This is a genomic window from Streptomyces sp. NBRC 110028, assembly GCF_001417735.1.
Classification (GTDB): domain Bacteria; phylum Actinomycetota; class Actinomycetes; order Streptomycetales; family Streptomycetaceae; genus Streptomyces.
This window is the reverse complement of the sequence record NZ_BBUZ01000034.1, coordinates 46,540-69,974: the sequence shown is the minus strand read 5'-3', so window position 1 is coordinate 69,974 and position 23,435 is coordinate 46,540. Positions and strand designations below refer to the sequence as shown.

Here is a 23,435-nt window from a genome sequence, read left to right as displayed (position 1 = left end):
CGATGTGAAGAGCGCGAGGAGCGCGAGGAGTGTGCAGAGGGTGGTGACGGGTCTCCGTCACCACCCTCTGCCGTGTCCGCCGGGCGCGGGCGCCGGGTTCAGCCGCCGTCCGGGCCTCCGATGTCCCCGCCCGGGTCGCCGGGTCCGCCGGGGCCGCCGTCGGTCGGCGGGTCGGTCGGGAAGTCCGTGGACGGGCTCGGCGGGGGCTCGGTGCTGGGCTCGGTCGGCGGGTCGAACGTCGGGAACGTGGGGGGCCGGCTGGGGGCCGTCGGCTCCGTGCTGGGCGCCGTGGTGGGGCTCGACGGGGCGGAGGTCGCGGCCTCGGTGGGGGTCGTCGGCAGATCGGGGGCGTCGGCGCCGTCCTCCAGCTTGAGGTCGAAGTCGGCCGGGGGCTTTCCGTCCAGTGCCCCGGAGACGTAGTCCGCCCAGATCTCGGCGGGGTAGCCGCCGCCGTTGATCCGGTCCAGTCCGGTGGCCCCGTACAGCGGCTTCTGGACGCCGGTGTTCGAGTCCTGGCCCATGACGGCCACGACGGTCGCCAGGTCGGGGGTGTAGCCCGCGAACCAGGCCGCCTTGTCCTCCTCGGCGGTGCCGGTCTTGCCGGCGGCCGGGCGCTCGGCGCCCTGCGCGGCGGTGCCGGTGCCGCCGTCGACGACGCTCTGCAGTATCGAGGTGGTGGTGTCCGCGGCGGTCCGGGGGATGGCCTGGCGCTCCTCCCGGTCCGGCAGGTTGACCTGGGCGCCGTCCTTGGTGACCTGGGCGACCAGGCTGTACTGCCCGTGCCGCCCGTGGTTGGCGAGGGTCGCGTAGGCCTCGGTCATGTCCAGCACGCTGGCGGTGGCGGGGCCGAGCGCGATGGAGGGGGAGGCGTGCAGGTCGGGGGTGTCCCTGGGGAGGCCCAGGTCGATGGCGGTCCGCTGGACCTCGGCGGGGCCGACGTCCTCGGCCATCTGCGCGTACACCGAGTTCACCGAGTTGTCGGTGGCCGTGGTGACGTCGATGTCGCCGTAGTCGACGTCGTCCTCGTTGGCGGGCGCGTAGCCGGTGGGGCCGTCCGGTCCGATCACCTCGCGCTTGTTGTCGCCGTTGTAGAGGGTGTCCGGGGTGATCGTCTGGCCGTCCTGGGTGGTGGCCCCGTTGGCCACCGCCGAGGTGAAGACGAATGGCTTGAAAGTGGATCCCACTTGGTAGTCACGGCGGGTCGCGTTGTTGACGAACTGCTTGGTGTAGTCGATGCCGCCGTAGAGGGCGACGACCCTCCCGGTCTTGGGGTCGATCGAGGCGCCGCCCGCCCGCACGTAGCGGTCGACCTTGCGGTCGTCGTCGAGCTTGCTCATCAGCCGGTCGTGGACGGCCTCCGCGAAGGCGTCCTGCTTGTTCTTGTCGATCGTGGTGGTGATCCGGTAGCCGCCCCGGGCCAGGGTCTGCTCGTCGATGATGCCGTTGCTGGTCAGGTAGTCCTCGACCGCTTCGACGAGGTAGCCGCGCTGGCCGGACATGCCGGAGGGGGCCTTGGCCTCGGTGGGCTCGGGGAAGGTCATCTTGCCGCGCTCGGCGCGGCTGAGCCAGTGCTTCTTGACCATGCCGTCGAGGACGTAGTTCCAGCGGGCCTCGGCCCGCGGCTTGTTCTGCGGGTGGGCGATGATGTCGTACGCGCTGGGGGCGTTGAGCAGGGTGGCCAGGTAGGCGCTCTGGGCGGTGTTCAGCTCGTCGATGTTCTTGCCGTAGTAGGCCTGGGCGGCGGCCTGGATGCCGTAGGCGTTGCGGCCGAAGTAGCTGGTGTTGAGGTAGCCCTCGAGGATCTTGCCCTTGCTCACCTCGCGATCCAGCTTGATCGCGATGAAGAACTCCTTGGCCTTGCGGGTGACCGTCTGTTCCTGGTCCAGGTAGTAGTTCTTCACGTACTGCTGGGTGATCGTCGAGCCGGACTGCTTGCCCTTGCCGGTTGCGGTGTTCCAGGCGGCCCGGACCATCGCCTCGGGGTTGATCGCGGACTCGGAGTAGAAGTCCCGGTCCTCGGCGGCGAGCACCGCGTGCTGGGTCCGCTTGGGCACCTGGCTGAGCTGTACGTTCTCCCGGTTGACCTTGCCCTCGCGGGCGAGCGGGGAGCCGTTGGAGTACAGGAAGACATTGCTCTGGGCGATGGCCGCCTTGTTGGCCGCGGGGATGTCGACGAGCAGATAGCCGGTGACCAGGCCGCCCGCGACGAGCAGGAGGAACAGCAGCGATCCGCCGACCGTCATCCGCCAGGTGGGAAGCAGCCGGCGCCAGCCGGTGCGCCGGGGGCGGCCCTTTCTGCCCGCGGTGCCGCCGCTGCCGGAGCCGTTGCGGCTGCTCGGGTCGCCCACACCGGCCGCGCCGCCGTGGATCAGTTGGGGCTCGTCGCTCATGTCTCCTGAGACTCCTCGGCCGCCGTCGAGGGTTGCGCCGCGGCGGAATCGTGCACGGTCGGGCGATTCGCGTCGTACGCCCCATAAAACACTGTCGCATCATCCGTTCCGGGCCAGGGGCGTGGCACGCATCCGTGACTGGTCTGTAACCGGCCGGATGAGTGATTCCCCTCACACCATCCGGTGAAAAACACCTGGCTGTGTCGCCTTCCCGCGGACTAGGCTTCCAAGCTTTGGCGCCGTGCGGACGGGGGAGGGGGAAAGGGGCTGATGCGGCTCTACGCGGCCGTCGCGCTGAGCGGCTTCAAACGCTACGCGACGTACCGGGTGGCCACCGTGGCCGGGGTGTTCACCAACACCGTTTTCGGCTTCATCGTGGCGTACACGTACCGCGCGCTATGGGAGATACGTCCGCATCTCGGCGGGTACGACCTCTCCCAGGCGCTCACGTTCGTCTGGCTGGGCCAGGCGCTGCTGGCGACCGTTGCGCTGTTCGGCGGCGGCTTCCAGGATGAGCTGCAGGAGCGGATCCGGTCGGGTGACATCGCCGTCGACCTCTACCGGCCGGTCGACCTCCAGTTGTGGTGGCTGGCCTCGGACCTCGGCCGGGCGGCGTTCCAGCTGCTGGGGCGCGGCATCGTGCCCATGGCGTGCGGGGCACTGGCTTTTGAACTCACCCTGCCGGGCTCGGTGTTGACCTGGCTGTGTTTTCTGCTGTCGGTGGTGCTCGCGGTGTGTGTGGGGTTCGCGGTGCGCTATCTGGTCGCGCTGGCCGCGTTCTGGCTGCTGGACGGGTCGGGGCTGAGCCTGATGAGCGGGCTGCTGTGCATGTTCTTCTCCGGGATGGTGCTGCCGCTGAACGTGTTCCCCGGGCAGCTCGGCGAGGTCGCCCGGGCGCTGCCGTGGGCGGCGATGCTCCAGGTGCCCGCGGATGTCTTCCTGGGGCACCACCGGGGGGCCGCGGTGGCGGGGGCGCTGGCCTTCCAGGCGGGGTGGGCGGTGGTGCTGTTCGCGGCCGGGCGGGCGCTGCAGTCGGTCGCGACCCGGAAGGTGGTGGTCCAGGGTGGCTGAGCCGGGGGCGGGTGAAGAGGCGTTCGGGGCGCGGGTGGGTCAGGGGCTGCGCGCCTATGTGCTGATCGTCGGCATGTGGGTGCGCTCCACGATGGCGTACCGCACCTCGTTCCTGATCATGGCGTTCGGGAACTTCGCGGTGAACGCGCTGGACTTCGTGGCGATCGCGCTGATGTTCTCGCACATCGACACGCTGGGCGGCTTCACCCTCGCCGAGGTCGCCTTCCTGTACGGCACGTCCGGTACCGCCTTCGGGCTGGCCGATCTGACGCTCGGCAGCATGGAGCGGGTCGGGCGGCGCATCCGCGACGGCACGCTGGACACGCTGCTGGTGCGTCCGGTGCCGATCCTCGCCCAGGTCGCCGCCGACCGCTTCGCGCTGCGCCGGCTGGGCCGGATCGGTCAGGGGGCGTTGCTGTTCGGCTGGTCGCTGACCCGGCTGGACATCGACTGGACGGCCGGCCGGGTGCTGCTGGTGCCGCTGATGCTGCTGAGCGGGGCGGTGATCTTCGGGGCGGTGTTCGTGCTGGGCGGGGCCTTCCAGTTCTGGGCGAAGGACGCCTCCGAGGTGCAGAACTCGTTCACGTACGGCGGGACGACGATGCTCCAGTACCCGCCGACGATCTTCGCCGAGGAGCTGCTGCGCGGCGTCACCTATCTCATCCCGCTGGCCTTCGTCAACTGGCTGCCCGGGCTGTACGTCCTGGGCCGCCCGAACCCGCTGGGGCTGCCGGGCTGGATCGGCTTCGCGGCGCCGCTGGTCGCGTTGGGCTGTGCGGCGGTCGCGGGGCTGGCCTGGCGGGCGGGGCTGCGGGCGTATCAGAGCACGGGGAGCTGAGGAGCCATGGACGACGTGATCGAACTCGACGGTGTCGAGAAGGTGTTCGAGGTGCGGCGCCGGGCCGGACTACTGCGCCGGGAGCGGCGCGAGGTGCGCGCGGTGGACGGCATCAGCTTCCGGGTGCCGCGCGGTGAGATGGTCGGCTACATCGGCCCGAACGGTGCCGGGAAGTCCACCACGATCAAGATGCTGACCGGGATCCTGGTGCCCAGCGGCGGCCGGCTGCGGGTCGCGGGGATCGACCCGTCACGGGAGCGCACGCGGCTCGCGCGCCGTATCGGGGTGGTGTTCGGGCAGCGCACCACCCTGTGGTGGGACCTGCCGCTGCGGGATTCGTACGCGCTGGTGCGACGGATGTACCGGATTCCCGACGAACGCCACCGGGCGAACCTGGACCGCTGTGTCGAACTGCTGGACCTCGGTGACCTGCTGGACGTGCCGGTCCGTCAGCTCTCGCTGGGCCAGCGGATGCGCGGCGACATCGCGGCCGCCCTGCTGCACGACCCCGAGGTGCTGTATCTGGACGAGCCGACGATCGGGCTGGACGTGGTCAGCAAGGCGAAGGTGCGGGCCTTCCTGCGCGAGGTGAACGCGGAGCACGGCACCACCGTGCTGCTGACCACCCACGACCTGACCGACATCGAACAGCTGTGCAAGCGGGTGATGGTCATCGACCATGGCCGTCTGGTGTACGACGGCGGGCTGGGCGGGCTGCACGCGGTGGGCGGGAGCGAACGCACCCTGGTGGTGGACCTGGAGCGGGAGCTGCCGCCGGTCGACATCCCCGGCGCGCGGACCGTGCGGGTCGAGGGGCCTCGGCAGTGGCTGGCGTTCCCGGCCGCCGCCAGCGCGGCACCGCTGGTCGCGGCGGTGGCCGACCGATATCCGCTGGTGGATCTGTCGGTGCGGGAGCCGGAGATCGAGGACGTCATCGCCCGCATGCTCTTCCCCGGGGAGGACCCCGAGGGGAATCCCGGGGAAAACCCCGAAACGGACCCGGGTGTCGAGGGGGCGCGAGGGACGGTCAGGCCAGTCGGTCCGCATTAGTCTGTCGGTATGACAATTGAGGGATTTCCGCAGGGAGCGGTCCCCGACCTTCCGGGCGGGTCCCAGATGCGTGCCTCCGACGCCGAACGCGAGCGCATCGCCGAGGTGCTGCGGGACGCCGTCGCCGAAGGCCGCCTGGACATGGAGGAGTTCGAGGAGCGGCTGGACGCGGCCTACACGGCACGCACCCACGCCCAGCTGGAGCCGCTGATCCGGGACCTGCCGGTGCCCGGCGCGGCGGCCGCTCCCGCGCCGCCGTCCCCGGGCGTCGCCACGGCTCCCGCCGGCCGGGACGGCTGGGCCGGGCGGGTCGGCGGCGCCCCGACATCGAGGATGGCCCTCGCGATCATGGGCGGCTTCCAGCGCAAGGGCACCTGGACCGCGCCCCGCGCCTTCACCGCCTTCGCCCTCATGGGCGGCGGCGAGATCGATCTGCGGGAGGCCCGCTTCGAGGGCCACGAGATCGTGGTCCGCTGCTTCGCGCTGATGGGCGGGATAGAGGTCATCGTGCCGCCGGACCTGGAGACGCACGTCAGCGGCATCGGCATCATGGGCGGCTTCGACCACCGGGGGTCGGCCGACGGCGACCCCGCCGGCCCCCGGGTGACCATCACGGGCCTGGCGATCTTCGGCGGGGTCAACGTCCAGCGCAAGCTCCGCAAGGAGGAGCACAAGCGGCTCAAGGCGGAGCGCCGCCGGGAGAAGGAGGCGCGCAGGGAGGGACTGCGCGCCGCGCGCCGTGAGCGCCGTGCGGAGCTGGAGGACGGGCGGGCCGAGCGCCGGGCCCGCAGGCACGACTGGGGGCACTAGTGCCGCGTCAGCCAAGGTTCGCCCCGCTCGCCGCCCTGGCACGGCCATCTGCGGCGTTGCCGAATCAGCCGAGTAGGCCCACTACGAGGCCGATCCGGCGCCTTGCATCTGACCGCACCAGGACGCCTCGCTACCGGGCAAACCCTGACTGACGCGGCACTAGCGCGCCCCGCGTCGGCCTCTCACAGCTCGGCGGCCGCGCTCCCCCGCAGGTAGTCGAGGGGGAGCGCCCGCGCCATCGCCCGGTAGCCCTCGTCGCTCGGGTGCAGATGGTCGCCCGAGTCGTACGACGGCCGCAGCCGCAGCGGGCTGGCCGGGTCGCGCAGCGCCTTGTCGAAGTCCACGACCTCGTCGTAGACCTTCCCGGCCCGGATCTGGGCGTTGACCCGCTCGCGCACCGAGTCCAGCAGCGGGGTGTAGCCGCGGTGGCCGTAGAACGGCGACAGGGTGGCCCCTATGACCCGCAGGCCCCGGGCGTGCGCCTGCTCGGTCATCCGCCGCAGCCCGTCCACGATCTTGTTCGGGTCGGTCTGGTGGGGGATGCGCAGGATGTCGTTGACGCCCAGCTCGATGATCACGGCCTTGACGTTCGTGCGGTCGAGCACGTCCCGGGTGAAGCGGGACAGCCCGCTGGGGTTGTTCGGCGGAAACTGGGTGCCGTCGCTCAGCACCCGGTTCCCGCTGATGCCCTGGTTGAGCACGCCGAGGCGGGGCGCTCCCGGCTCGGTGCGCAGCCGCTCGGCGAGGAAGTCGGTCCACCGGCGGTTGGCCCCGGCGGTGGAGGTGATGCCGTCGGTGATCGAGTCGCCGAGCACCGCGACCGAGCCCTGCGCCTCCTTGGACCACACGTCCACGGCGCTCAGGTAGCGCCAGAACGGGCTCTGTTCGGTGTACGCGGCGCCCGCCGTGTCCTCCGTACGGTCGCCGCGCGCCAGGTACGAGGTCTGGCGGGCGTGCGGGTGGTACGTCACCGAGCCCGACGCCTGCGGGGCGTAGGTGGTGATCAGCAGGTCGGCGGCGGCCGGGATGTTCATGCGCACCGGGTCGCTGGTGGTGGCCTGGCCGGGCGGGATGGTCACCCAGGGGCGGTTGTCGAAGGTGAGCCGGCGCATGGTGCCGGTCGCGGCCGTCGGGTTGCTGGGGGCGGCCGCCAGCGCCAGCGAGGCATGCGTGATCGTCAGCGGGCGCGCGCTGTACAGGTTGGAGAGCTGGATGCGGGCGCCGGTGCCGCCGATGCTGGTGTGGATGACGTTCCGTATCGACATGCCGGACAGGCCGCGGAGCGTGTTCGGTTCGGCCGCGGCGGCCGACGCCGACCAGGTACCCACCCAGGACCCCGACGAAGCGGGGGCCGCCGAATTGCGGGTGCCCTGCGCGGCCTCGTTCACGTTCCGGTCCCGGCCGCCGACCCCGACGAATATCGCGGTCGAGACGAGGACCACCACAGCCGCCAGCGCAGCGAACACGGCATAGGCCGTGCGTCTGGGCATAGGGGGCACGCTCATGGGCGGAGGTCTCCTCGGGCAGCCGGAGCGTCAGGCTCCGAAAGTGAACGGGAACGGCGAGCGACGCTGCTTCGCCGATGCGGTCCGGTCGGTCCTTCATGATCCCATGTCCGGACAGAGGTCCGCCTGTCGGCCTGCCCCCGGTTGGACGGGGTCGCTCCCCCAGACAGACGACGGGAACTCGCCGTTCGTTCCACTCAAGGACGAGTGAGACAGGAACGAGACAATGCAGAGGGGACGGCTCGACCGGGTGGAGGCCATGAACCGGACAACGACGGACGAAAACGGGCCGAGGCCGCCCGGCGTGAGAGCGCCGGCCGGTGGCGTCGCCGCGTTCGCGGACACCCCCCTCGACGAGGAGCGGCGGCGCGGTGTGCGCCGGATGAAGGCGATCGCCACGGGCATGCTGCTCGCCGTCGCGCTGGTGTACGCGGTCGCCAAGTGGGCGCAGAACTCTGGCGCCGGGGGCTGGTCCGGCTACGTGGCGGCGGCCGCCGAGGCGGGCATGGTCGGCGCGCTGGCCGACTGGTTCGCGGTCACCGCCCTGTTCCGGCGGCCGATGGGGCTGCCCATCCCGCACACCGCGATCATCCCCACGAAGAAGGATCAGCTCGGGGCGACCCTGGGCGACTTCGTCGGCGAGAACTTCCTGTCCGGGGACGTCGTACGGATGCGGCTGCGCGCCGTCGGCATCGGCGGCCGGCTGGGCACCTGGCTGGCCGAACCCGCGCACGCAGACCGGGTGACGGACGAGTTGGCGACCGCGCTGCGCGGCGCGCTCACCGTGCTGCGCGACTCCGATGTGCAGGCGGTCGTCGGCGAGGCGATCACACGGCGCGCGGACGCCCAGGAGATCGCGCCGGGGCTCGGCAAGCTGCTGGAGCGGATCGTCGCGGACGGTGGCCACCGCCGGGCCGTGGACCTGGTGTGCGTACACGCCCACGACTGGCTGGTGGAGCACAACGAGTCGGTGATGGGCGCGGTGACCGGTGGTGCCCCCGGCTGGACGCCGCGGTTCGTGGACCGCAAGGTCGGCGAGCGGGTCTACCGCGAACTGCTGCGGTTCGTCCGGGAGATGCGCGACATGCCGGACCATCCGGCGCGCGGCGCCGTGGACCGCTTCCTGTCCGACTTCGCCGGTGACCTGCAGTCGGACACCGGCACCCGCGACCGGGTCGAACGGCTCAAGGGCGAGGTGCTGGGCCGCGGCGAGGTGCAGGACCTGATCGCCTCCACCTGGGCCTCGGTGCGGTCGATGATCGTCGCGGCGGCCGAGGACGAGCGCAGCGAGCTGCGGCTGCGGGCCCGGACGGCGATCCTGTCGCTGGGCACGCGGATGGTGACGGACCCCACGATGCGCGGCAAGATCGACGGCTGGCTGGAGGACGCGGCCGTCTATGTGGTGACGACCTATCGGAACGAGATCACCTCGCTCATCACCGAGACGGTCGCGGGCTGGGACGCGGAGCACACCTCCCGGAAGATCGAGGCCCATATCGGCCGCGATCTGCAGTTCATCCGCATCAACGGCACCGTGGTGGGAGCGCTCGCGGGGCTGGTCATCCACACCCTCTCGCGGGCGCTGGGCGGCGGCTGACGGGTCGCGTGTCTGGCGGGTGCGCGCCGCAGGGCCTATGGTGCCCCTCCCGGTGGCCTGGGTGGGGAGGTCGGTGTGCGACGGCGGCGGCAGGTCCTTGTGGCCCGGGTGCTGTGGACCGGCGGCGAGATCGCCGTCACCATCGGGCTCGTCGTGCTCCTGCTGGTCGCCCACCAGCTGTGGTGGACCAACCGGGAGGCGCGGGCGGGCGCGAAGCGCCAAGTGGCGGAGCTGGAACGGCGATGGGACACCGACGACCCCTCGGTGACGGCCCCCTCCGGCGATGCGGGCTCCACGGAATCCGGCGGTACGGACGACACGGACGGTACGGCCTCCGGGGGTACGGGCGGTACGCACCGTCAGAAGGACACCGCCACCACCACCCTCCGCGCCGGGACCCCCGACCGGAACCAGACGTACGCGGTGATCCGCATCCCGCGCATCGGGCTCACCGCCCCGATCGCCGAGGGCATCAGCAAGCCGTACGTCCTCAACCAGGGCTACGTGGGCCACTATCCGGGAACCGCCCAGCCCGGGCAGATGGGCAACGTGGCGCTCGCGGGCCACCGCAACACCCACGGCGAACCGTTCCGCCACCTCGATGAGCTGCGCCCGGGGGACCGGGTGAGCGTCGAGACCTTCCACGCCCGCTTCACCTACGTCGTCGAGCACACCCTGCCGCGCACCTCGCCCTCCGACGGCACGGTGATCGCGAAGGTGCCGTACAGCTCGTTCCACCCGCGCTACCGGTACACCGAGCCCGGCTCCTATCTCACGCTGACCACCTGCACCCCCGAATACACCTCCCGCTACCGGCTGGTGGTGTGGGCCAGGCTGAAGGCGGCCGGGCCGCGCGTTGTCGGTGGCACCTCTTAGAGTGGCACCTCTTAGAGTGGTGGTGGCCGAGTGGAGAGGGGGAGCCGCATGACTCATCGCGTCGAGACGCTGCGCATGCACCTGGGCGTTCTCCTCTTCCTGCTGACCGGCGCCCTGCTCACCCAGACCGGGCTGCTCAGCGCCGTCGCCCTCGCCGCCACCACCGCTGCCACCGCCGCCGTCGCGGCCGCGCTGCTGACCTGCGCGGTGCTCGCCGCCCGGGCCCGGGTGCCCGCGCCCCCGGGGCGGATACGCACCGCGATACGGGACCGGGAGCGCCGCACCGCGTTCCTGCCGCAGCGGGACCCCGATGCCGCGGGCCGCCCCAGGCCCCGGGCGCCCGGCCGTCGTCTCCCGACGGCCGCGTAGGCGCACGCACCCGCAGCATCCCGCAGCACCCGCCCGCCGCGCCCACGCGGCTCGTCACGCCGATCCGTTTTCCCTTCGGTCACCCCGGCCCATGACGAGACCCGTGGAGGGCTCCCATGTCTGTTTTCGCATCCCTCGGCACCCTGCTGACCACCCTGGCCGACTCGCTCGATCCGCTGTTCGGGGCGTCGGCGACGGCCGCCGCCATCGTCCTGTTCACCCTGTGCGTCCGGGCCGCGCTCCATCCGCTCGCCCGGGCGGCGGCGCGCGGCGAGAAGGCCCGGGCCGCGCTGGCGCCGAAGATCGCCGAGCTGAGCCGTCGGCACAAGAACGACCCCGAGCGGCTGCGCCGCGCGATGGCCGACCTGCGGGACAAGGAGGGGGCGTCGCCGCTGGCGGGCTGTCTGCCGACCCTCGTGCAGCTGCCGGTCTTCTTCGTCATGTACCACGTGTTCTCCACCGGCAGCGGCGCCGGTGACCTGCTGGACCACACGCTGGCCGGGGCCCCGCTCGACGGCCGCTGGGGCGGGGCGCTCGACGGGCAGCGGGGGCTGGTCTACCTGGGCCTGTTCGCGCTGCTCGCGGCCGTCGCGACCTGGAGTTACGTCCGCACCCGCAAGGCCGCCCGCGACGCGGCGGTCCCCAGCGCTCCCGGTGCGTCCGCGGCTCCCGGTGCGTCCAGGATGGCGCGGGCGCTGCCGCTGCTGTCGTTCGGCACGCTGGTCACCGCCGCCGTGGTGCCGCTGGCCGCCGCGCTCTACCTCGCGACCAGCACCACCTGGACCGCGGTGGAGCGGGCCCTGCTGCTGCGCGGACGGTGAGCGGGGGAGACGGGCAGGTGAGCCGTCGGTCTCAGGTGAGCCGACGGTCCAGTCCGTGAACGGGCTCTTGCGGGCCGGATGAGGCTCGTGGAGGATCAAGCGGCCGGAGGCCACGGAGTCGCCCCTGGCCACCGTCCTGAGACCAGGGAGTTGTGAGGATGAAGCTGCTGCGCGTCGGACCGGTCGGGGCGGAACGCCCGGCCCTCCTCGACCAGAACGGCACCCTCCGCGACCTGTCCGGCCTGGTCCCGGACATCGACGGCACCCTGCTCGCGGACGAGGCGGCGCTCGCCCGGATCCGCGAGGCTGCCGCGGCCGAGGGCGCCGACGCGCTGCCGGTGATCAGTGACGGCGGCGTACGGGTCGGCCCGCCGCTGGCCCGCATCGGCAAGATCGTGTGCATCGGGCTGAACTACCACGATCACGCGGCCGAGACCGGCGCCGCCCTTCCGGAGGAGCCCATCCTCTTCATGAAGGCCCCCGACACGGTCATCGGCCCCGATGACACCGTGCTGGTGCCGCGCGGCAGCCTGAAGACCGACTGGGAGGTGGAGCTGGCCATCGTCATCGGCCGCACCGCCCGCTACCTCGACTCCGACGAGGCCGCCCTCGCCGCCGTCGCGGGCTACGCGGTCGCGCACGACGTCTCCGAGCGGGAGTTCCAGATCGAGCGCGGCGGCCAGTGGGACAAGGGCAAGAACTGCGAGACGTTCAACCCGCTGGGCCCCTGGCTGGTCACCGCCGACGAGGTCCCCGACCCGCAGGCCCTCGGCCTGCGGCTGTGGGTCAACGGTGAGCTCAAGCAGAACGGCACGACGGCCGAGCAGATCTTCGGCGTCGCCCATGTGGTCCGCTATCTGAGCCAGTTCATGACCCTCTACCCGGGCGATGTCATCAACACCGGCACCCCGGCGGGCGTCGCCATGGGCCGCCCCGAGCCCAAGCCGTATCTGCGGGCCGGGGACGTGGTGGAGCTGGAGATCGACGGGCTGGGCCGCCAGCGCCAGGAGTTCAAGGACGCGTGATGCCCGGCGCGGCCCCCGGACGCCACCGGCGCCCGGGGGCCGCGCGGCTCACTTGACCGCCCGCTTCGCCTGCTGGGGAGTGGCGCTCGGGGTCGAGCCGTACGCCTTCAGGAAGCGGTCGCGGAAGCTGTTCATCTTCCACACCGGGGTGTCCGCGCGGGGCATCAGGCCGTCCGCCCAGTTCCAGCTCGAGATCCGCTTCAGCACCTTCGGGTCATGGGCGACGATGGAGACCGGCACGTCCCGGCTCGCGTGGTTGCCGCTGACCCGGGCCAGCGGCTGGTGGTCGCCGAGGAAGACGAGCACGGTGTTCTTGTTGCCGTACTTGATCACGTAGTCGATGAGGGTGTTCACCGAGTACTGGACGGACTTGCCGTACTCCTGCTTCACCTTGGTCGAGTCGGTGAAGACGTCCTCGGGCCGCTTGCCCGCCTTCTCGATGTCCTTGTAGACCGAGCCGTCCCCGACCTTGCTCCACGGGATGGTCTTGGGGATCGGCGCCCACGGCTGGTGGCTGGAGGTCAGGATGTTCAGCGCCATCAGCGGCTTGTCGTGCTTCTTGCCGTGCTCCAGCTGCTCGAACGCCTTCAGCGCGTACTGGTCGGGCATGGTCGACCAGCTGAACTTCGGCCCCTTGTAGCCCAGCTCGCGGGAGTCGTAGACGTGGTCGAGGCCGTAGAACCTGCCCTCCGGCCAGCTCTTCTGCACGCCCGGCATGATGCCGACCGTCCGCCAGGCGCCGGTGCGCTTGAACGCGTGGGTGAGGGAAAGGTGGTTGCCCGCGGTGACGGTGCGGTAGCGGTTCTGGTTGTCGATCCACAGGCCGGTCAGGAAGGTGGAGTGGCCCAGCCAGCTGTTGCCGCCGTACGTCGCCGAGGTGAGCCACCCGCTCTTGGCGGCGAATCCGGCCTTGTCCAGCCGCTTGGTCGCCTTCTGGAGCGTCGGGTCGACACCGGGCGCGATCGCCGGGTCCTCGATCGCGCTGCGGCCGTAGCTCTCGATGAAGGTGAAGATCATGTCCTTGCCGCGCAGCCCGGTCAGCAGCTGATCGCCCGGGGTGTCCCCGTACGTGTCGAAGGCGGCCACCTTCTTGAACTCCTGCTCGTCCTTGATGGTCTTCTCCACCCGCTCCGCCCGGTCCTGGACGAGCGCGGAGGTGCTCCTGGACGCCACCGGCAGCCCCGCGACCTGCGCGCCGGCCGACGCGCAGACGACCCAGACGGTCCCGGCCACCAGGGTGGCGCGGGTCGCCACGACGCTGTTGCGGGCCATGACGTCGCCGATCCGGAGGACCGCCAGCGCCATGAGGGCGACCACGGCGAGGGCGAGCACCACGATTCCGACCACGGCGGCCATCGCGGCCGTATGGCCGACCGAGTCCTCCAGGTACGACTGGGCGTCGTCGAACAGGATCCAGTCGAGCACGACGTTGAACCCGCGGCCCAGGAACTCGTTGAAGCCCATGTCGAGCATGTCGAGGATGGCCAGCGCGCCGAGGAACAGCCCCGCCGCCACCGCCACCACCCTTCGGGCCAGGGCCGGCAGGAGGAGCAGCAGACCGGCGCCGAAGATCAGCTCCACCGGGATGCGGGCGAAGTGGTCGACCGTGAGGAGTTCCAGCTTCGTCGGCAGCAGCAGGGCGACGAAGACCAGGGCCACGGACAGGCCGGTCACCGTCCACGACAGGGCGCGCGCGGCGACGGGATACCGGCCGCGCCAGCCGCCACGGCCGGGCGCGACGGCCCGGTCGGGTCCGGGCCCGTCGTCCTCGGTGCCGTCGCCGGGGGTGGCACCGCCCAGCAGTTCGGTCCGCCCGTCGGCCTCGTCCCGGGCCTCGGGGGCTTGGGCCTCGGGGGCTTGGGCCTCGGCGTCCTGATCCTTGGCGCCGTCCTCGCCCTTGGCTTCCGGCGTCCGCTTTGGTGGGCGGTCTTCGGAGGTTTCGCCCTCCTCCGGGGCAGCCTTGTCGGCCTCGTCCTTGTCCGGCAGCTGGCGCATCCCGAAGGTCCTTCCGTGCGGGGCCCGGTGTGACACGGCGGACCAGGCTCGGGGGGTCGAGGGCCGCCGTTATCCGTACGGCCCGGCGGCCGCGTGTGTTCAAAGACCAGCAGGTCCGCTGTACGCGTGCACCACGGCGAGGTGTCCGTCCGCGGTGTGCCAGTCGGCGGTCATGGCCCTGACGAAGCGCCACCCGGCGCGCTCGTACAGCCCGATGGCCGCGGTGGCGCCCGAGTCGACCTCCAGCACGGGCCGCAGCCCGTCCGCCACCGCCGCCCGGGCCGCGTGCCCGAGCAGCCCGGCGGCCAGGCCACGGCGGCGTGCCGCGGCGGTGACGAACAGTCGGGCGACCGCGGCGAGCCCTTCGGCCGGTGCGCCGATGGCGTCCGCGAGGGCGGGGTCGGCGCGGGTGAGCATCACATGCCCGAGCACGGCGGGTTCTTGTACGGCGGGTTCTTGTACGGCGGGGCCTTCGGCCGTGGTCGCGACCCAGGCGCCGAGCATCCCGTCCGGGGTCAGCCAGCCCTCCGGGTCCTCGGGCCAGTCGACCGGGTAGCGGTCGGCCCGCTGTACGGTCGCGAGCGCGCTGAGGCAGGCCGCCAGGTCCTGGCCGGTTCGGGGACGTATCGTCGCTGCGGGCACCGCAGGATCATGGCATGGCGCGGTCGACGGTGCGCAGGGTGATCAGGGCCCCCGCCAGGAAGGCCAGCCCCGCGACGGCCAGCGCCGTACGCAGCCCGGGCAGGGTGCCGGCACCGGCCAGGGCGCCCAGGAGGGCGACGCCGATGACGCCGCCGGTCTGGCGGGCCGCGTTGATCACTCCGGAGGCGAGCCCGGCCTGCTCCGCGGGCACGCCGTCGGTGACGGCCGTCGTCGCCGCGGGCATCGTGAACGACATCCCGAAGCCGGTGGCCACCAGCGGGAGCACCATCAGCGGATACGGGACGTGCGCGGCCGCGGCGGTGAGACCGGTGAGCGCGAGCAGCCCCGCCCCGCCCGTGACCAGGCCGATGAGCAGCGTGGGCCGCGGGCTGCCGGCCCGGGCGGTGAAGCGCCCGGACAGCCAGGAACCGGCCACCGCCATGCCCATCTGCGGCAGCAGCGCCAGCCCGGCGAGCAGCGCGGAGTAGTGCAGGGTCTGCTGGAAGTAGAGGTTGAGGACGAACAGTTCGCCGTAGAAGCCGAGGTTGATGAGCAGGCCGACGGCCGTGCCCCCGGAGAAGGTGGGCGTACGGAACAGCCCGAGCGGCAGCATCGGCGTGCGGACCGTCCGTTCGACGGCCAGGAACCCGGCCACCGCCAGGACGAACACCAGCGCGCTGCCCGCCACCAGCGGGTCCACCCCCAAGCGGCCGCCCTCGATCATGGCGAGCGCCAGCGCGGTCAGCGCCGCGACGCCGGTGAGCTGCCCGGCCGGGTCCAGCCCCCTGCCGGTCTGCGCGCGCGGCGCCGGTACGTACCGTGCGGTCAGCGCCATCGCGGCCAGCCCGATGGGCACGTTGACGAAGAAGACCCACCGCCAGCCGACCGTGCCGACCAGGACGCCGCCGAGGAGCGGCCCGCCCGCCGCGGCCACCCCGGCGATGCCGCCCCACACCCCGACCGCGCGGGCGCGCGTCGTCCGGTCGGCGTACGCGACCCGCAGCAGCGCCAGCGAGGCCGGTACCGACAGGGCCGCCCCGGCCCCCTGCGCGACCCGGGCGAGCACCAGCACCGGCACCCCGGGGGCCAGTCCGCAGCCGAGGGACGCCGCGACGAACACCCCGAGCCCGGTCTGGAACACCCGCCGGGCGCCGAAGCGGTCCGCGAGCGCCCCGCCCGACAGCAGCCCGGCCGCCAGCACCAGCAGATAGCCGTCGACCACCCACTGCAGCCCGTTCACGCCCGCCCGCAGATCGCCGCGCAGGGCGGGCAGGGCGACGTTCACGATCGTGCTGTCCAGGATGACCATGAAGTAGCCCGTACACACCGCGACCAGCGCGAACGACAGAACGCGCGCTGGTCCGCGGGTGGTGGATGCGCCCGGGGTGCCGGTTTGCGTCGCCATGCGCTTCACCGTAGGCGCGAAAAGCTTCGGCACCCGGCGAAGTGATCACGCCGCCGGTCTCAGGCGGCCAGGAACCGCTCCAGGGCGGCCACCACCAGCGCGTGGTCCTCCGCCTGCGGCAGACCGCTCACGGCGACCGTGCCGACGACGCCGGTGCCCGTCACATGGAGCGGGAAGGCGCCGCCGTGCGCGGCGTAGCGGTCGGGGTCGAGCCGGGAGGACTCCTCGAAGGTCGTGCCCTTCGCCCGGAAGCGGGTGCCGACGAGATACGACGAGGCCGCGTACCGGTCGACGACCCGGCACTTGCGCTCCAGCCACTCGTCGTTGTCGGCGGAGGTGCCGGGCAGGGCGCGGTGGAAGAGGCGCTGGCCGCCTCGGCGTACGCCGATGGTGACGGCCGCGCCGCGCTCCCGCGCCATGTCGGCGATCAGGCAGCCGAGGCGCCAGGCGTCGTCATGGGACAGGCCCGTGAGGCGCAGCCGGCGCTCCTGCTCCTCCAGGCGGGCGATGAGATCGCAGATGTCCGGTGCCGGGGTGTTCACGCGGCGCCCCCGATACGGACCGTACGGCCCTCCGCCGCCGACACCCGGGCCGCCTCCAGCACCCGCAGCGCCACAGCCGCCTCGGCCGCGGTGACCGGGGGCGGGGTGCCGTCGCGGAGGGCGGCCGCGATGGCGGCGTAGTACGCGGGGTAGTCGCCGGAGGCGGTGGGGACGGGCCGCCCGCCGCCGGTCAGCGGCGACTCGCCCGCGCCCAGCCGCCCCCACGCGGACTCGGGCTCGATGCCCCACGCCTCGGCCTCACAGGGGCGCAGGCCCTCGCGGAGCGCCGCTTCCTGCGGGTCGAGGCCGTACTTCACGTAGCCCGCCTCGCGGCCCAGCACCCGGAAGCGCGGGCCGAGCTGGGCGGTGACGGCGCTCATCCACAGCTGCGAGCGGACACCGTTCGCGTGGCGGATGGCGATGAAGGTGTCGTCGTCGGCCTCCGCTCCAGCGCGGCGTACGTCGACCTCGGCGTAGACGGAGTCGGCCGGGCCGAAGAGGGTGAGCGCCTGGTCGACCAGATGGCTGCCCAGGTCGTACAGCAGCCCGCCGATCTCGGCCGGGTCGCCGGACTCCCGCCAGCCGCCCTTGGGCTGCGGCCGCCACCGCTCGAAGCGTGACTCGAAGCGCAGCACCTCGCCGAGCGAGCCGTCGGCGAGCAGCGAGCGCAGGGTGAGGAAGTCGTTGTCCCAGCGGCGGTTCTGGAAGACGCTCAGCAGCAGCCCGCGGGACTCGGCGAGCGCGGCCAGCTCCTCGGCCTCGGCGGCGGTCCCGGACAGCGGCTTGTCCACGACGACCGGCAGCCCGGCTTCGAGCGCGGCGCGCGCGAGCGGCACATGGGTGCGGTTGGGGGAGGCGATGACGATCAGGTCCAGCTCATCGGCCCGGTCCCACAACTCGTCGGCGGACGCGGCGATCCGTACGCCGGGGTGCTCGTCGCGGGCCTGCTTCTGCCGCTCGGGGCTGGAGGTGACGACGGTGTCGAGGGCGAGGCCGTCGGTGGCGGCGATCAGGGGGGCGTGGAAGACGGAGCCCGCGAGGCCGTAGCCGATCAGTCCTGCGCGGAGGGTGCTGTTCTCATCGCTGCTCTTCTCATCCATGCCGCCACTTTGACAACAGCGTTGCCAAAGCGCAAGCGATGGCCACAATGGGGGTGTGAACAGCACGATGTCGGGGACGACGGCCGGAGGCGGAGCCAATCTTTCCGCCCTGCGCGGCCACAACGCGGCCCTTGTCCTGCGCCTGCTGCGCGACGCGGGTGAGGACGGCGTCAGCAGGCTGGAGCTGGCCGAGCGCACCGGCCTCACTCCCCAGGCCGTCAGCAAGATCACGGCCCGGCTGCGGGCCGAGGGCCTGGCGGCCGAGGCGGGCCGCCGCGCCTCGACCGGCGGCAAGCCGCGCACCGTCCTCCGCCTCGTCCCGGGCGCCCGTCACGCGATCGGCCTGCACCTGGACCGCGACGAGCTGACGGCGGTCGTGGTCGACCTCGCGGGCACGCCGGTGGCCCTCCGTACGGCACGCTTCGACTTCGGCGCCGAGGCGGAACGGGCCCTGACGGCGGCGGCGTCGGAGGTGGAGGCGCTGATCGCCGACGCGGGCGCAGGCGCACTGCCCGGAGGCGGGGTGCCCGGGAGCGGGCTCCTCGGGGTGGGGGTCGCCGCGCCCGGGCCGCTCGACCACGGCTCCGGCGTCCTGCACCGGGTCACCGGCTTCCCGCAGTGGGACGGCCTCCCGCTGCGCGACGCGCTCGCCCGGCGGCTCGGCCTGCCCGTCGTCCTCGACAAGGACACCAACGCCGCCGCCCTCGGCCTCGCCGCCCCGGCGGCCGGCTCGTTCGCGTACCTCCACCTCGGCACCGGCCTCGGCGCCGGGCTCGTGCTCGACGGCGGCGTGTACCGGGGCGCGCGGACCGACGCGGGGGAGTTCGGCCACCAGGTGGTCCAGCTCGACGGGCCGCGCTGCGGCTGCGGCAACTACGGCTGTCTCGAAGCCCTGTGCCTGGCCGCCGTCGCCCGCGGCGCACAGGAACAGGCGGCCCGGCTGCTCGGCGTCGGCGCGGCCAACCTCGTACGGCTCCTCGACATCGACCGGGTGCTGCTCGGCGGCCGGATCGTGCTGGCCGCCCCCGAGTCGTACGTACGCGGCGTGGCCGCCGTCCTCGCCGAGGACGCCGCCCGCACCAACCGCCCCACGGTCCCGGTCGACGTCGTACGCGGCGGGACGCGGGCGGTGGTCGAAGGGGCGGCGCAGCTCGTGCTCGCCCCGCTCTTCGCATTGGGCTGATCGAGGGTTTGTTGACGGCCGGTCGGGGTCAATCGGCCGCCCCGCCGGTGTGTCGGCGTGCGGACGCGGAATGTGGCGGAGTGCTCGGGGATACGCCGCTGCCAGCAGAGGTCACCCATGCGCCTGCCCACCACCCTGTCCTTTCGTGCCGCCTTGCGCACCGCCGTGCCCGCGGCCGCGCTCGCCCTCGCCCCGGCCCTGTACGGGCTGGGAGCGCCTGCCGCCGCGGCCCAACCCGCCCCGGTCTGCGGCGACGGCACCACCTCCGACTTCCCCATCGAGACCCGGCTGCGCGGCGGACCCGACCGCTACGCACGGGGTGCCGGATGGCGGCAGTGGCACCTGGAACTGCGCAACACCACGGACACCGGATGCCGGGCGATCCACCCGGTCGCGGTTCTCGTCGACCAGGGTCACGCGCTGCGGCCCCGTCAGATCCAGTTCGAGTTCCTGGACCCGTACGCGGACGGCGGCACCTGGCGGGAGGTCTCCTTCCAGACGACCGACGAGGACGAGAACATCGGGGTGTTCGAGAAGGACTTCAAGGGGTTCACCGTGGAGGCGGGCAAGACGGTCGACGTGACGATACGTTCCCGCTTCACCCCCGACGCCCCCTTGGGCCCGGTCACGGCCAACGCCATCGCCGTACAGCGGCGCGCGGACGACGGGGACTGGGTCGGGCAGTCGAACGACTACGCGTTCCGGATCGATACGGGGGCGGCCCCCAGCGCGGACGGCACGGCGGGGGCGGACAGCGCGCCCGTACCGGATACGCAGCCGAGCGCCGTGCCGGAGCTGGACCCCGAGCCGAGCGCCGAACCGACCGGCGAACCCAGCGCCACGCCGAGCCCGGAGCGCCGACTGGACCGCAGCCCGGTCGCGGTGCCGCCGAGCCCCGACAGCGAGGCCAAGACGGATGAGGGCGCCCAGGACCCGGCGGACTCCGGCACGGACGAGGACCTGGACGTCGATGCGGATCTGGGCACCGACACGGGCGAGGCGGGCACGGACGAGGTGGGCACGGACGAGGCGGATACGGAGACGGACCCCGGTACCGACACGAGCGCCGAGACCGACACCGAGACCGGTACCGACCCCGGCACCGACCTGGGCACCGACACCGGCACCGACCCCGGTACCGACCCCGGTACCGACCCCGGCACCGACCTGGGCACCGGCACCGGCACCGGCACCGACACCGAAACAGGAACCGGCACCGACCCCGGCTACGAAACCGAAGACCCCGGAACGGACCCCGGCACCGAAACGGGCACCGCCCCCGACCCCGAGAAGACCGCCGAGGAAGGCGAGGCAGACGAGGCAGACGAGGCAGACGAGGAGGACGGCGCCCGCCGCCCCGAACACTGGAAGCCCGAGCTGGCCGCGACGGGCCGTGATGTCCGGCTCGCCGGGCTCGGCGTCGTCAGTGTCGGACTGGTGGCCGCAGGCGCCGCCCTCGTCGTGAAGTCCCGGCGCGCCAGGCGCTGAGGACGCGGCCGCTAACCGCCCCGGGGCCCCTCGCCCCGGCGGCGGAGCTCGTCGTCGAGCTTGTCCGAACCGTGCTGGATCGGCTCCGAGTGCTTGCCGCCGGTCCTCTTGTCGGCGGTGTCCGCCCCCTTGCGCGCAGCCTGTCTGCTCTTGTTCGGGTTCTTGCCGATCGCGTCCTTCAGCTTGTCCATGATGCCCATGGCGGTCTCCTAACCGTCGGCTCGCGTTTCCCCTCCCCTCAGGATCGGACAGCTGTGCGGGTCTGTCGCGCTGAGGCCGCGACGGCCCCGGTTAGGCTGTTGACGTCGCCAGACGGTCAAGCCGAGCGGAGAGCAAGCAGTGGCAGAGCGCAAGCCGATCGAGTCATGGCTTACCGACATGGACGGGGTGCTGATGCACGAGGGCATACCGGTGCCCGGGGCGGACGCCTTCATCAAGCGGCTGCGCGAGTCCGGCAGGCCGTTCCTCGTGCTCACCAACAATTCGATCTACACCCCGCGCGATCTGCACGCCCGTCTGTCCCGCATCGGCCTCGACGTCCCCGTCGACAACATCTGGACGTCGGCGCTGGCCACCGGCCAGTTCCTGGACGAGCAGCGCCCCGGCGGCACCGCGTATGTGATCGGGGAGGCGGGGCTGACCACCGCCCTGCACGACATCGGCTACGTCCTCACCGACGTTGAGCCGGACTACGTCGTGCTCGGCGAGACCCGTACGTACAGCTTCGAGGCGCTGACCAAGGCGATCCGCCTGATCAACGACGGCGCCCGGTTCATCGCGACCAACCCCGACGAGACCGGCCCCTCGGCCGAGGGCGCGCTGCCCGCCACGGGCTCGGTCGCGGCGCTGATCACCAAGGCGACGGGCCAGGAGCCGTACTTCGTCGGCAAGCCGAACCCGCTGATGATGCGCGCCGGGCTGAACGCGATCGGCGCGCACTCCGAGAGCAGCGCGATGATCGGCGACCGGATGGACACGGACGTACGGGCCGGTCTGGAGGCGGGCATGGAGACGTTCCTCGTGCTCACCGGGGTGACCCAGGCCGACCAGGTCGACCGCTTCCCCTACCGCCCGTCCACCGTCGTGAACTCGATCGCGGACCTCGTGGAACGCGTCGTCTGAGCACCCGCCTCGGCCTCCGCCTCAGCCTCCGCCTGAGCACCCATATGGAGCAGGGCCGGGTCCGCAGCGGATGCGGGGCCCGGCCGGGCGCGTGAGCCTCGTGATGTCAGGAGGTTCACGATGCGCATCGCCACCCTCACGCTCTGTACGGCCGCTCTCTGTCTCATCGCCGCAGGTCCCGCGCTCGCCGATCGGCGTCATGACGGCACCGCCACGATCCGGGTCAGCGCGCTGGCCATCGCGCCCGGCAGCGAGGTGGAGGTACGGGCCTTCGGCTGTCAGGGCACGGTGGCGACGGCCACGTCGCCGGTGTTCGTCAGCGACGCCGAGCTGACGCCCGACGGCGACGGGCTGTTCAGCGAGGCGACGATCCGTTCGACGGCGACCCAGGGCGCGCACCGGGTCGCCGTGGACTGTGGTGGCGCGGAACCGGGCGCCGGGAGGGTGTCGGTCGCCGTGCAGCGCCCGCCCTCGCCCGTCGCGCCCGTGCGCGCGGGCGGAGGTGGTGCGCCACGGCCCGCGCCGGGCAGCGAGGACCGGGCGCCACGGGACGACGTCGGCGGCGCGGAGGCGTACGGCCTGGCGCTGTCCGGCGGTACGGCGGTGGTCGTCGCGGGGCTCGCGGTACGGCGGCGTCGGCAGCGGGTGGGTGGCGATGTCTGAGACGCGCTTCGCGGGGGCCGGACGGCTGGCCATGGGCCTGGCCTGGGTGGCGCTGCTGCTCGGGCTGTGGATGTGGGGCCGGGACATCACCGACGGTACGGGCGCCCCGGCGCCGATGACGGGGGACGCGGCCGCCGTCGGCCGTCCCCCGGCCCATCCGCTGCCCGAGGCGCACGCCCCGATCGCGGCCGCCCGGCCGCAACGGGTCGACATCGCGGCGGCCGGGGTCCACGCCCCGGTGGTCGGCGCGGGCCTGGACCGCAAGGGGGCGGTGAAGCCGCCGCCGTTCAGCCGCGCGGACTCCGTCGCCTGGTACCGGGGCGGGCCCGAGCCGGGCACGGTGGGGGCGGCGCTGCTGGTCGGCCATGTCGACACCAGGTCCAAGCCGGCGGTCTTCTACCGGCTGAGCGACCTCCGGCGCGGGGAGACGGTCCGGGTCGCGCGGTCGGACGGTTCGACGGCGGAGTTCACGGTGGAGGACGTGGCGATGGTGACCGCCAAGCGGTTCGACGCGCGCCGGGTGTACGGGGCGCGGACCACGGGCCGGGCGGAGCTGCGGCTGATCACGTGCGGCGGGCGGTTCGACCCGAAGACGCGGACGTATTCGGCGAACGTGGTGGTGTCCGCGTATCTGACGGGCACGACGCGGCCTCCGAGCCACCCCACGCCCGGGAACACCGGGAACACCGGGACCGCCGGGACCGCCGGGACCGCCGGGACCGCCGGGACCGCTGGGTGATGCCGGGCGCAAGTGGAACGTAAAGCGCCGATCGGGGCCTCGCGTGGAGCGCCGTGCGCATCGCGCCGGACGGGCGAAAACCCGCCCCCGGTTGACGATGCGGACCTGGGCGGCCGGGGCCCTGTGCAAGGATGGATTAGACCGGCTTGTCCCACCCGGGGGGCCCACTGTCCTCCCCCGGAGCGTGCACCCAAGGGGGAGCGG

General features: G+C 72.7%; 22 protein-coding genes. 14 read left to right on the top strand and 8 right to left on the bottom strand.

What is annotated here, in order from left to right; translation table 11 throughout:
- Positions 1-98: 98 nt before the first annotated feature.
- Complete coding sequence (locus ASC60_RS26885; RefSeq protein ID WP_055555320.1) at positions 99-2,390, bottom strand: transglycosylase domain-containing protein; 2,292 nt, start codon at positions 2,388-2,390, stop codon at positions 99-101.
- A 270-nt stretch (positions 2,391-2,660) separates the two neighbouring features.
- Between ASC60_RS26885 and ASC60_RS26880 the strand changes: the two genes are divergently transcribed.
- The 4 genes from ASC60_RS26880 (at position 2,661) to ASC60_RS26865 (ending at position 6,159) form a co-directional block, all read left to right on the top strand.
- Positions 2,661-3,461, top strand: coding sequence for an ABC-2 family transporter protein (locus ASC60_RS26880; RefSeq protein ID WP_055555318.1), 801 nt, complete (start codon positions 2,661-2,663; stop codon positions 3,459-3,461).
- Positions 3,462-3,534: 73 nt separating this feature from the next.
- On the top strand, positions 3,535-4,299 hold the full coding sequence (locus tag ASC60_RS26875; protein ID WP_234357172.1) for an ABC transporter permease: 765 nt from the start codon (positions 3,535-3,537) through the stop codon (positions 4,297-4,299).
- A gap of 6 nt (positions 4,300-4,305) precedes the next feature.
- On the top strand, positions 4,306-5,349 hold the full coding sequence (locus tag ASC60_RS26870) for an ATP-binding cassette domain-containing protein (protein WP_055555316.1): 1,044 nt from the start codon (positions 4,306-4,308) through the stop codon (positions 5,347-5,349).
- A gap of 9 nt (positions 5,350-5,358) precedes the next feature.
- Complete coding sequence (locus ASC60_RS26865) at positions 5,359-6,159, top strand: DUF1707 domain-containing protein (RefSeq protein WP_055555314.1); 801 nt, start codon at positions 5,359-5,361, stop codon at positions 6,157-6,159.
- 182 nt (positions 6,160-6,341) lie between these two features.
- On the opposite strand, the gene ASC60_RS26860 is transcribed toward ASC60_RS26865, so the two are convergent.
- On the bottom strand, positions 6,342-7,649 hold the full coding sequence (locus ASC60_RS26860; protein WP_055555312.1) for an SGNH/GDSL hydrolase family protein: 1,308 nt from the start codon (positions 7,647-7,649) through the stop codon (positions 6,342-6,344).
- A gap of 274 nt (positions 7,650-7,923) precedes the next feature.
- Here ASC60_RS26860 and ASC60_RS26855 point away from each other — a divergent pair, with 274 nt between their 5' ends.
- The 5 genes from ASC60_RS26855 (at position 7,924) to ASC60_RS26835 (ending at position 12,352) form a co-directional block, all read left to right on the top strand.
- Positions 7,924-9,261, top strand: coding sequence for a DUF445 domain-containing protein (locus ASC60_RS26855; RefSeq protein ID WP_055555515.1), 1,338 nt, complete (start codon positions 7,924-7,926; stop codon positions 9,259-9,261).
- Positions 9,262-9,336: 75 nt separating this feature from the next.
- On the top strand, positions 9,337-10,137 hold the full coding sequence (locus ASC60_RS26850) for a class E sortase (RefSeq protein ID WP_055555310.1): 801 nt from the start codon (positions 9,337-9,339) through the stop codon (positions 10,135-10,137).
- Positions 10,138-10,185: 48 nt separating this feature from the next.
- Entirely contained in the window at positions 10,186-10,506 is a 321-nt protein-coding gene (locus ASC60_RS26845) for a DUF6412 domain-containing protein (protein WP_055555308.1), read from the top strand.
- Between the two features lie 116 nt (positions 10,507-10,622).
- Positions 10,623-11,327 (top strand): membrane protein insertase YidC, encoded by a 705-nt coding sequence (locus ASC60_RS26840; RefSeq protein WP_055555305.1) that lies wholly within the window; start codon positions 10,623-10,625, stop codon positions 11,325-11,327.
- Between the two features lie 158 nt (positions 11,328-11,485).
- Positions 11,486-12,352, top strand: a complete 867-nt coding sequence (locus ASC60_RS26835; RefSeq protein WP_055555303.1) for a fumarylacetoacetate hydrolase family protein — start codon at positions 11,486-11,488, stop codon at positions 12,350-12,352.
- A gap of 48 nt (positions 12,353-12,400) precedes the next feature.
- On the opposite strand, the gene ASC60_RS26830 is transcribed toward ASC60_RS26835, so the two are convergent.
- From ASC60_RS26830 to ASC60_RS26810, 5 genes are all read right to left on the bottom strand, one after another.
- A complete protein-coding gene (locus tag ASC60_RS26830) occupies positions 12,401-14,347 on the bottom strand; it encodes a sulfatase-like hydrolase/transferase (protein WP_234357162.1) in 1,947 nt (648 codons plus the stop codon).
- Between the two features lie 99 nt (positions 14,348-14,446).
- A complete protein-coding gene (locus ASC60_RS26825) occupies positions 14,447-14,989 on the bottom strand; it encodes a GNAT family N-acetyltransferase (RefSeq protein WP_199831064.1) in 543 nt (180 codons plus the stop codon).
- 7 nt (positions 14,990-14,996) lie between these two features.
- On the bottom strand, positions 14,997-16,394 hold the full coding sequence (locus ASC60_RS26820) for a DHA2 family efflux MFS transporter permease subunit (RefSeq protein WP_234357161.1): 1,398 nt from the start codon (positions 16,392-16,394) through the stop codon (positions 14,997-14,999).
- Positions 16,395-16,453: 59 nt separating this feature from the next.
- Positions 16,454-16,936 carry a heme-degrading domain-containing protein gene (locus tag ASC60_RS26815; protein WP_055555300.1) on the bottom strand — a complete coding sequence of 161 codons (483 nt, stop codon included), beginning with the start codon at positions 16,934-16,936 and terminating at the stop codon, positions 16,454-16,456.
- Positions 16,933-18,036 (bottom strand): Gfo/Idh/MocA family oxidoreductase, encoded by a 1,104-nt coding sequence (locus tag ASC60_RS26810; RefSeq protein ID WP_055555298.1) that lies wholly within the window; start codon positions 18,034-18,036, stop codon positions 16,933-16,935. The genes ASC60_RS26815 and ASC60_RS26810 overlap by 4 nt, the downstream gene beginning before the upstream one ends.
- 67 nt (positions 18,037-18,103) lie before the next feature.
- Between ASC60_RS26810 and ASC60_RS26805 the strand changes: the two genes are divergently transcribed.
- Both ASC60_RS26805 and ASC60_RS41080 read left to right on the top strand, forming a co-directional pair.
- Entirely contained in the window at positions 18,104-19,219 is a 1,116-nt protein-coding gene (locus ASC60_RS26805; RefSeq protein ID WP_055555296.1) for an ROK family transcriptional regulator, read from the top strand.
- Between the two features lie 117 nt (positions 19,220-19,336).
- On the top strand, positions 19,337-20,707 hold the full coding sequence (locus ASC60_RS41080) for a hypothetical protein (protein WP_055555294.1): 1,371 nt from the start codon (positions 19,337-19,339) through the stop codon (positions 20,705-20,707).
- A gap of 11 nt (positions 20,708-20,718) precedes the next feature.
- On the opposite strand, the gene ASC60_RS26795 is transcribed toward ASC60_RS41080, so the two are convergent.
- A complete protein-coding gene (locus ASC60_RS26795; protein ID WP_055555292.1) occupies positions 20,719-20,907 on the bottom strand; it encodes an antitoxin in 189 nt (62 codons plus the stop codon).
- 139 nt (positions 20,908-21,046) lie between these two features.
- Here ASC60_RS26795 and ASC60_RS26790 point away from each other — a divergent pair, with 139 nt between their 5' ends.
- From ASC60_RS26790 to ASC60_RS26780, 3 genes are all read left to right on the top strand, one after another.
- Entirely contained in the window at positions 21,047-21,829 is a 783-nt protein-coding gene (locus ASC60_RS26790; RefSeq protein ID WP_055555290.1) for an HAD-IIA family hydrolase, read from the top strand.
- A 120-nt stretch (positions 21,830-21,949) separates the two neighbouring features.
- Positions 21,950-22,492, top strand: a complete 543-nt coding sequence (locus ASC60_RS26785) for a hypothetical protein (protein ID WP_055555288.1) — start codon at positions 21,950-21,952, stop codon at positions 22,490-22,492.
- The gene (locus tag ASC60_RS26780) at positions 22,485-23,231 is read left to right on the top strand and encodes a class F sortase (protein ID WP_079038654.1); all 747 of its coding nucleotides are present in this window, start codon (positions 22,485-22,487) and stop codon (positions 23,229-23,231) included. Before ASC60_RS26785 ends, ASC60_RS26780 begins: the two co-directional genes overlap by 8 nt.
- Positions 23,232-23,435 lie beyond the last annotated feature (204 nt).

Bases quoted from the DNA above. Each gene is read 5' to 3' on its own strand.
- ASC60_RS26880 (WP_055555318.1), top strand. From the start codon at position 2,661: ATGCGGCTCTACGCGGCCGTCGCGCTGAGCGGCTTCAAACGCTACGCG.
- ASC60_RS26780 (WP_079038654.1), top strand. From the start codon at position 22,485: ATGTCTGAGACGCGCTTCGCGGGGGCCGGACGGCTGGCCATGGGCCTG.
- ASC60_RS26830 (WP_234357162.1), bottom strand. From the start codon at position 14,347: ATGCGCCAGCTGCCGGACAAGGACGAGGCCGACAAGGCTGCCCCGGAG.
- ASC60_RS26785 (WP_055555288.1), top strand. From the start codon at position 21,950: ATGCGCATCGCCACCCTCACGCTCTGTACGGCCGCTCTCTGTCTCATC.
- ASC60_RS26795 (WP_055555292.1), bottom strand. From the start codon at position 20,907: ATGGGCATCATGGACAAGCTGAAGGACGCGATCGGCAAGAACCCGAAC.
- ASC60_RS26870 (WP_055555316.1), top strand. From the start codon at position 4,306: ATGGACGACGTGATCGAACTCGACGGTGTCGAGAAGGTGTTCGAGGTG.
- ASC60_RS26845 (WP_055555308.1), top strand. From the start codon at position 10,186: ATGACTCATCGCGTCGAGACGCTGCGCATGCACCTGGGCGTTCTCCTC.
- ASC60_RS26865 (WP_055555314.1), top strand. From the start codon at position 5,359: ATGACAATTGAGGGATTTCCGCAGGGAGCGGTCCCCGACCTTCCGGGC.
- ASC60_RS41080 (WP_055555294.1), top strand. From the start codon at position 19,337: ATGCGCCTGCCCACCACCCTGTCCTTTCGTGCCGCCTTGCGCACCGCC.
- ASC60_RS26885 (WP_055555320.1), bottom strand. From the start codon at position 2,390: ATGAGCGACGAGCCCCAACTGATCCACGGCGGCGCGGCCGGTGTGGGC.
- ASC60_RS26835 (WP_055555303.1), top strand. From the start codon at position 11,486: ATGAAGCTGCTGCGCGTCGGACCGGTCGGGGCGGAACGCCCGGCCCTC.
- ASC60_RS26810 (WP_055555298.1), bottom strand. From the start codon at position 18,036: ATGGATGAGAAGAGCAGCGATGAGAACAGCACCCTCCGCGCAGGACTG.
- ASC60_RS26855 (WP_055555515.1), top strand. From the start codon at position 7,924: ATGAACCGGACAACGACGGACGAAAACGGGCCGAGGCCGCCCGGCGTG.
- ASC60_RS26820 (WP_234357161.1), bottom strand. From the start codon at position 16,394: ATGGCGACGCAAACCGGCACCCCGGGCGCATCCACCACCCGCGGACCA.
- ASC60_RS26860 (WP_055555312.1), bottom strand. From the start codon at position 7,649: ATGCCCAGACGCACGGCCTATGCCGTGTTCGCTGCGCTGGCGGCTGTG.
- ASC60_RS26805 (WP_055555296.1), top strand. From the start codon at position 18,104: ATGTCGGGGACGACGGCCGGAGGCGGAGCCAATCTTTCCGCCCTGCGC.
- ASC60_RS26840 (WP_055555305.1), top strand. From the start codon at position 10,623: ATGTCTGTTTTCGCATCCCTCGGCACCCTGCTGACCACCCTGGCCGAC.
- ASC60_RS26875 (WP_234357172.1), top strand. From the start codon at position 3,535: ATGTGGGTGCGCTCCACGATGGCGTACCGCACCTCGTTCCTGATCATG.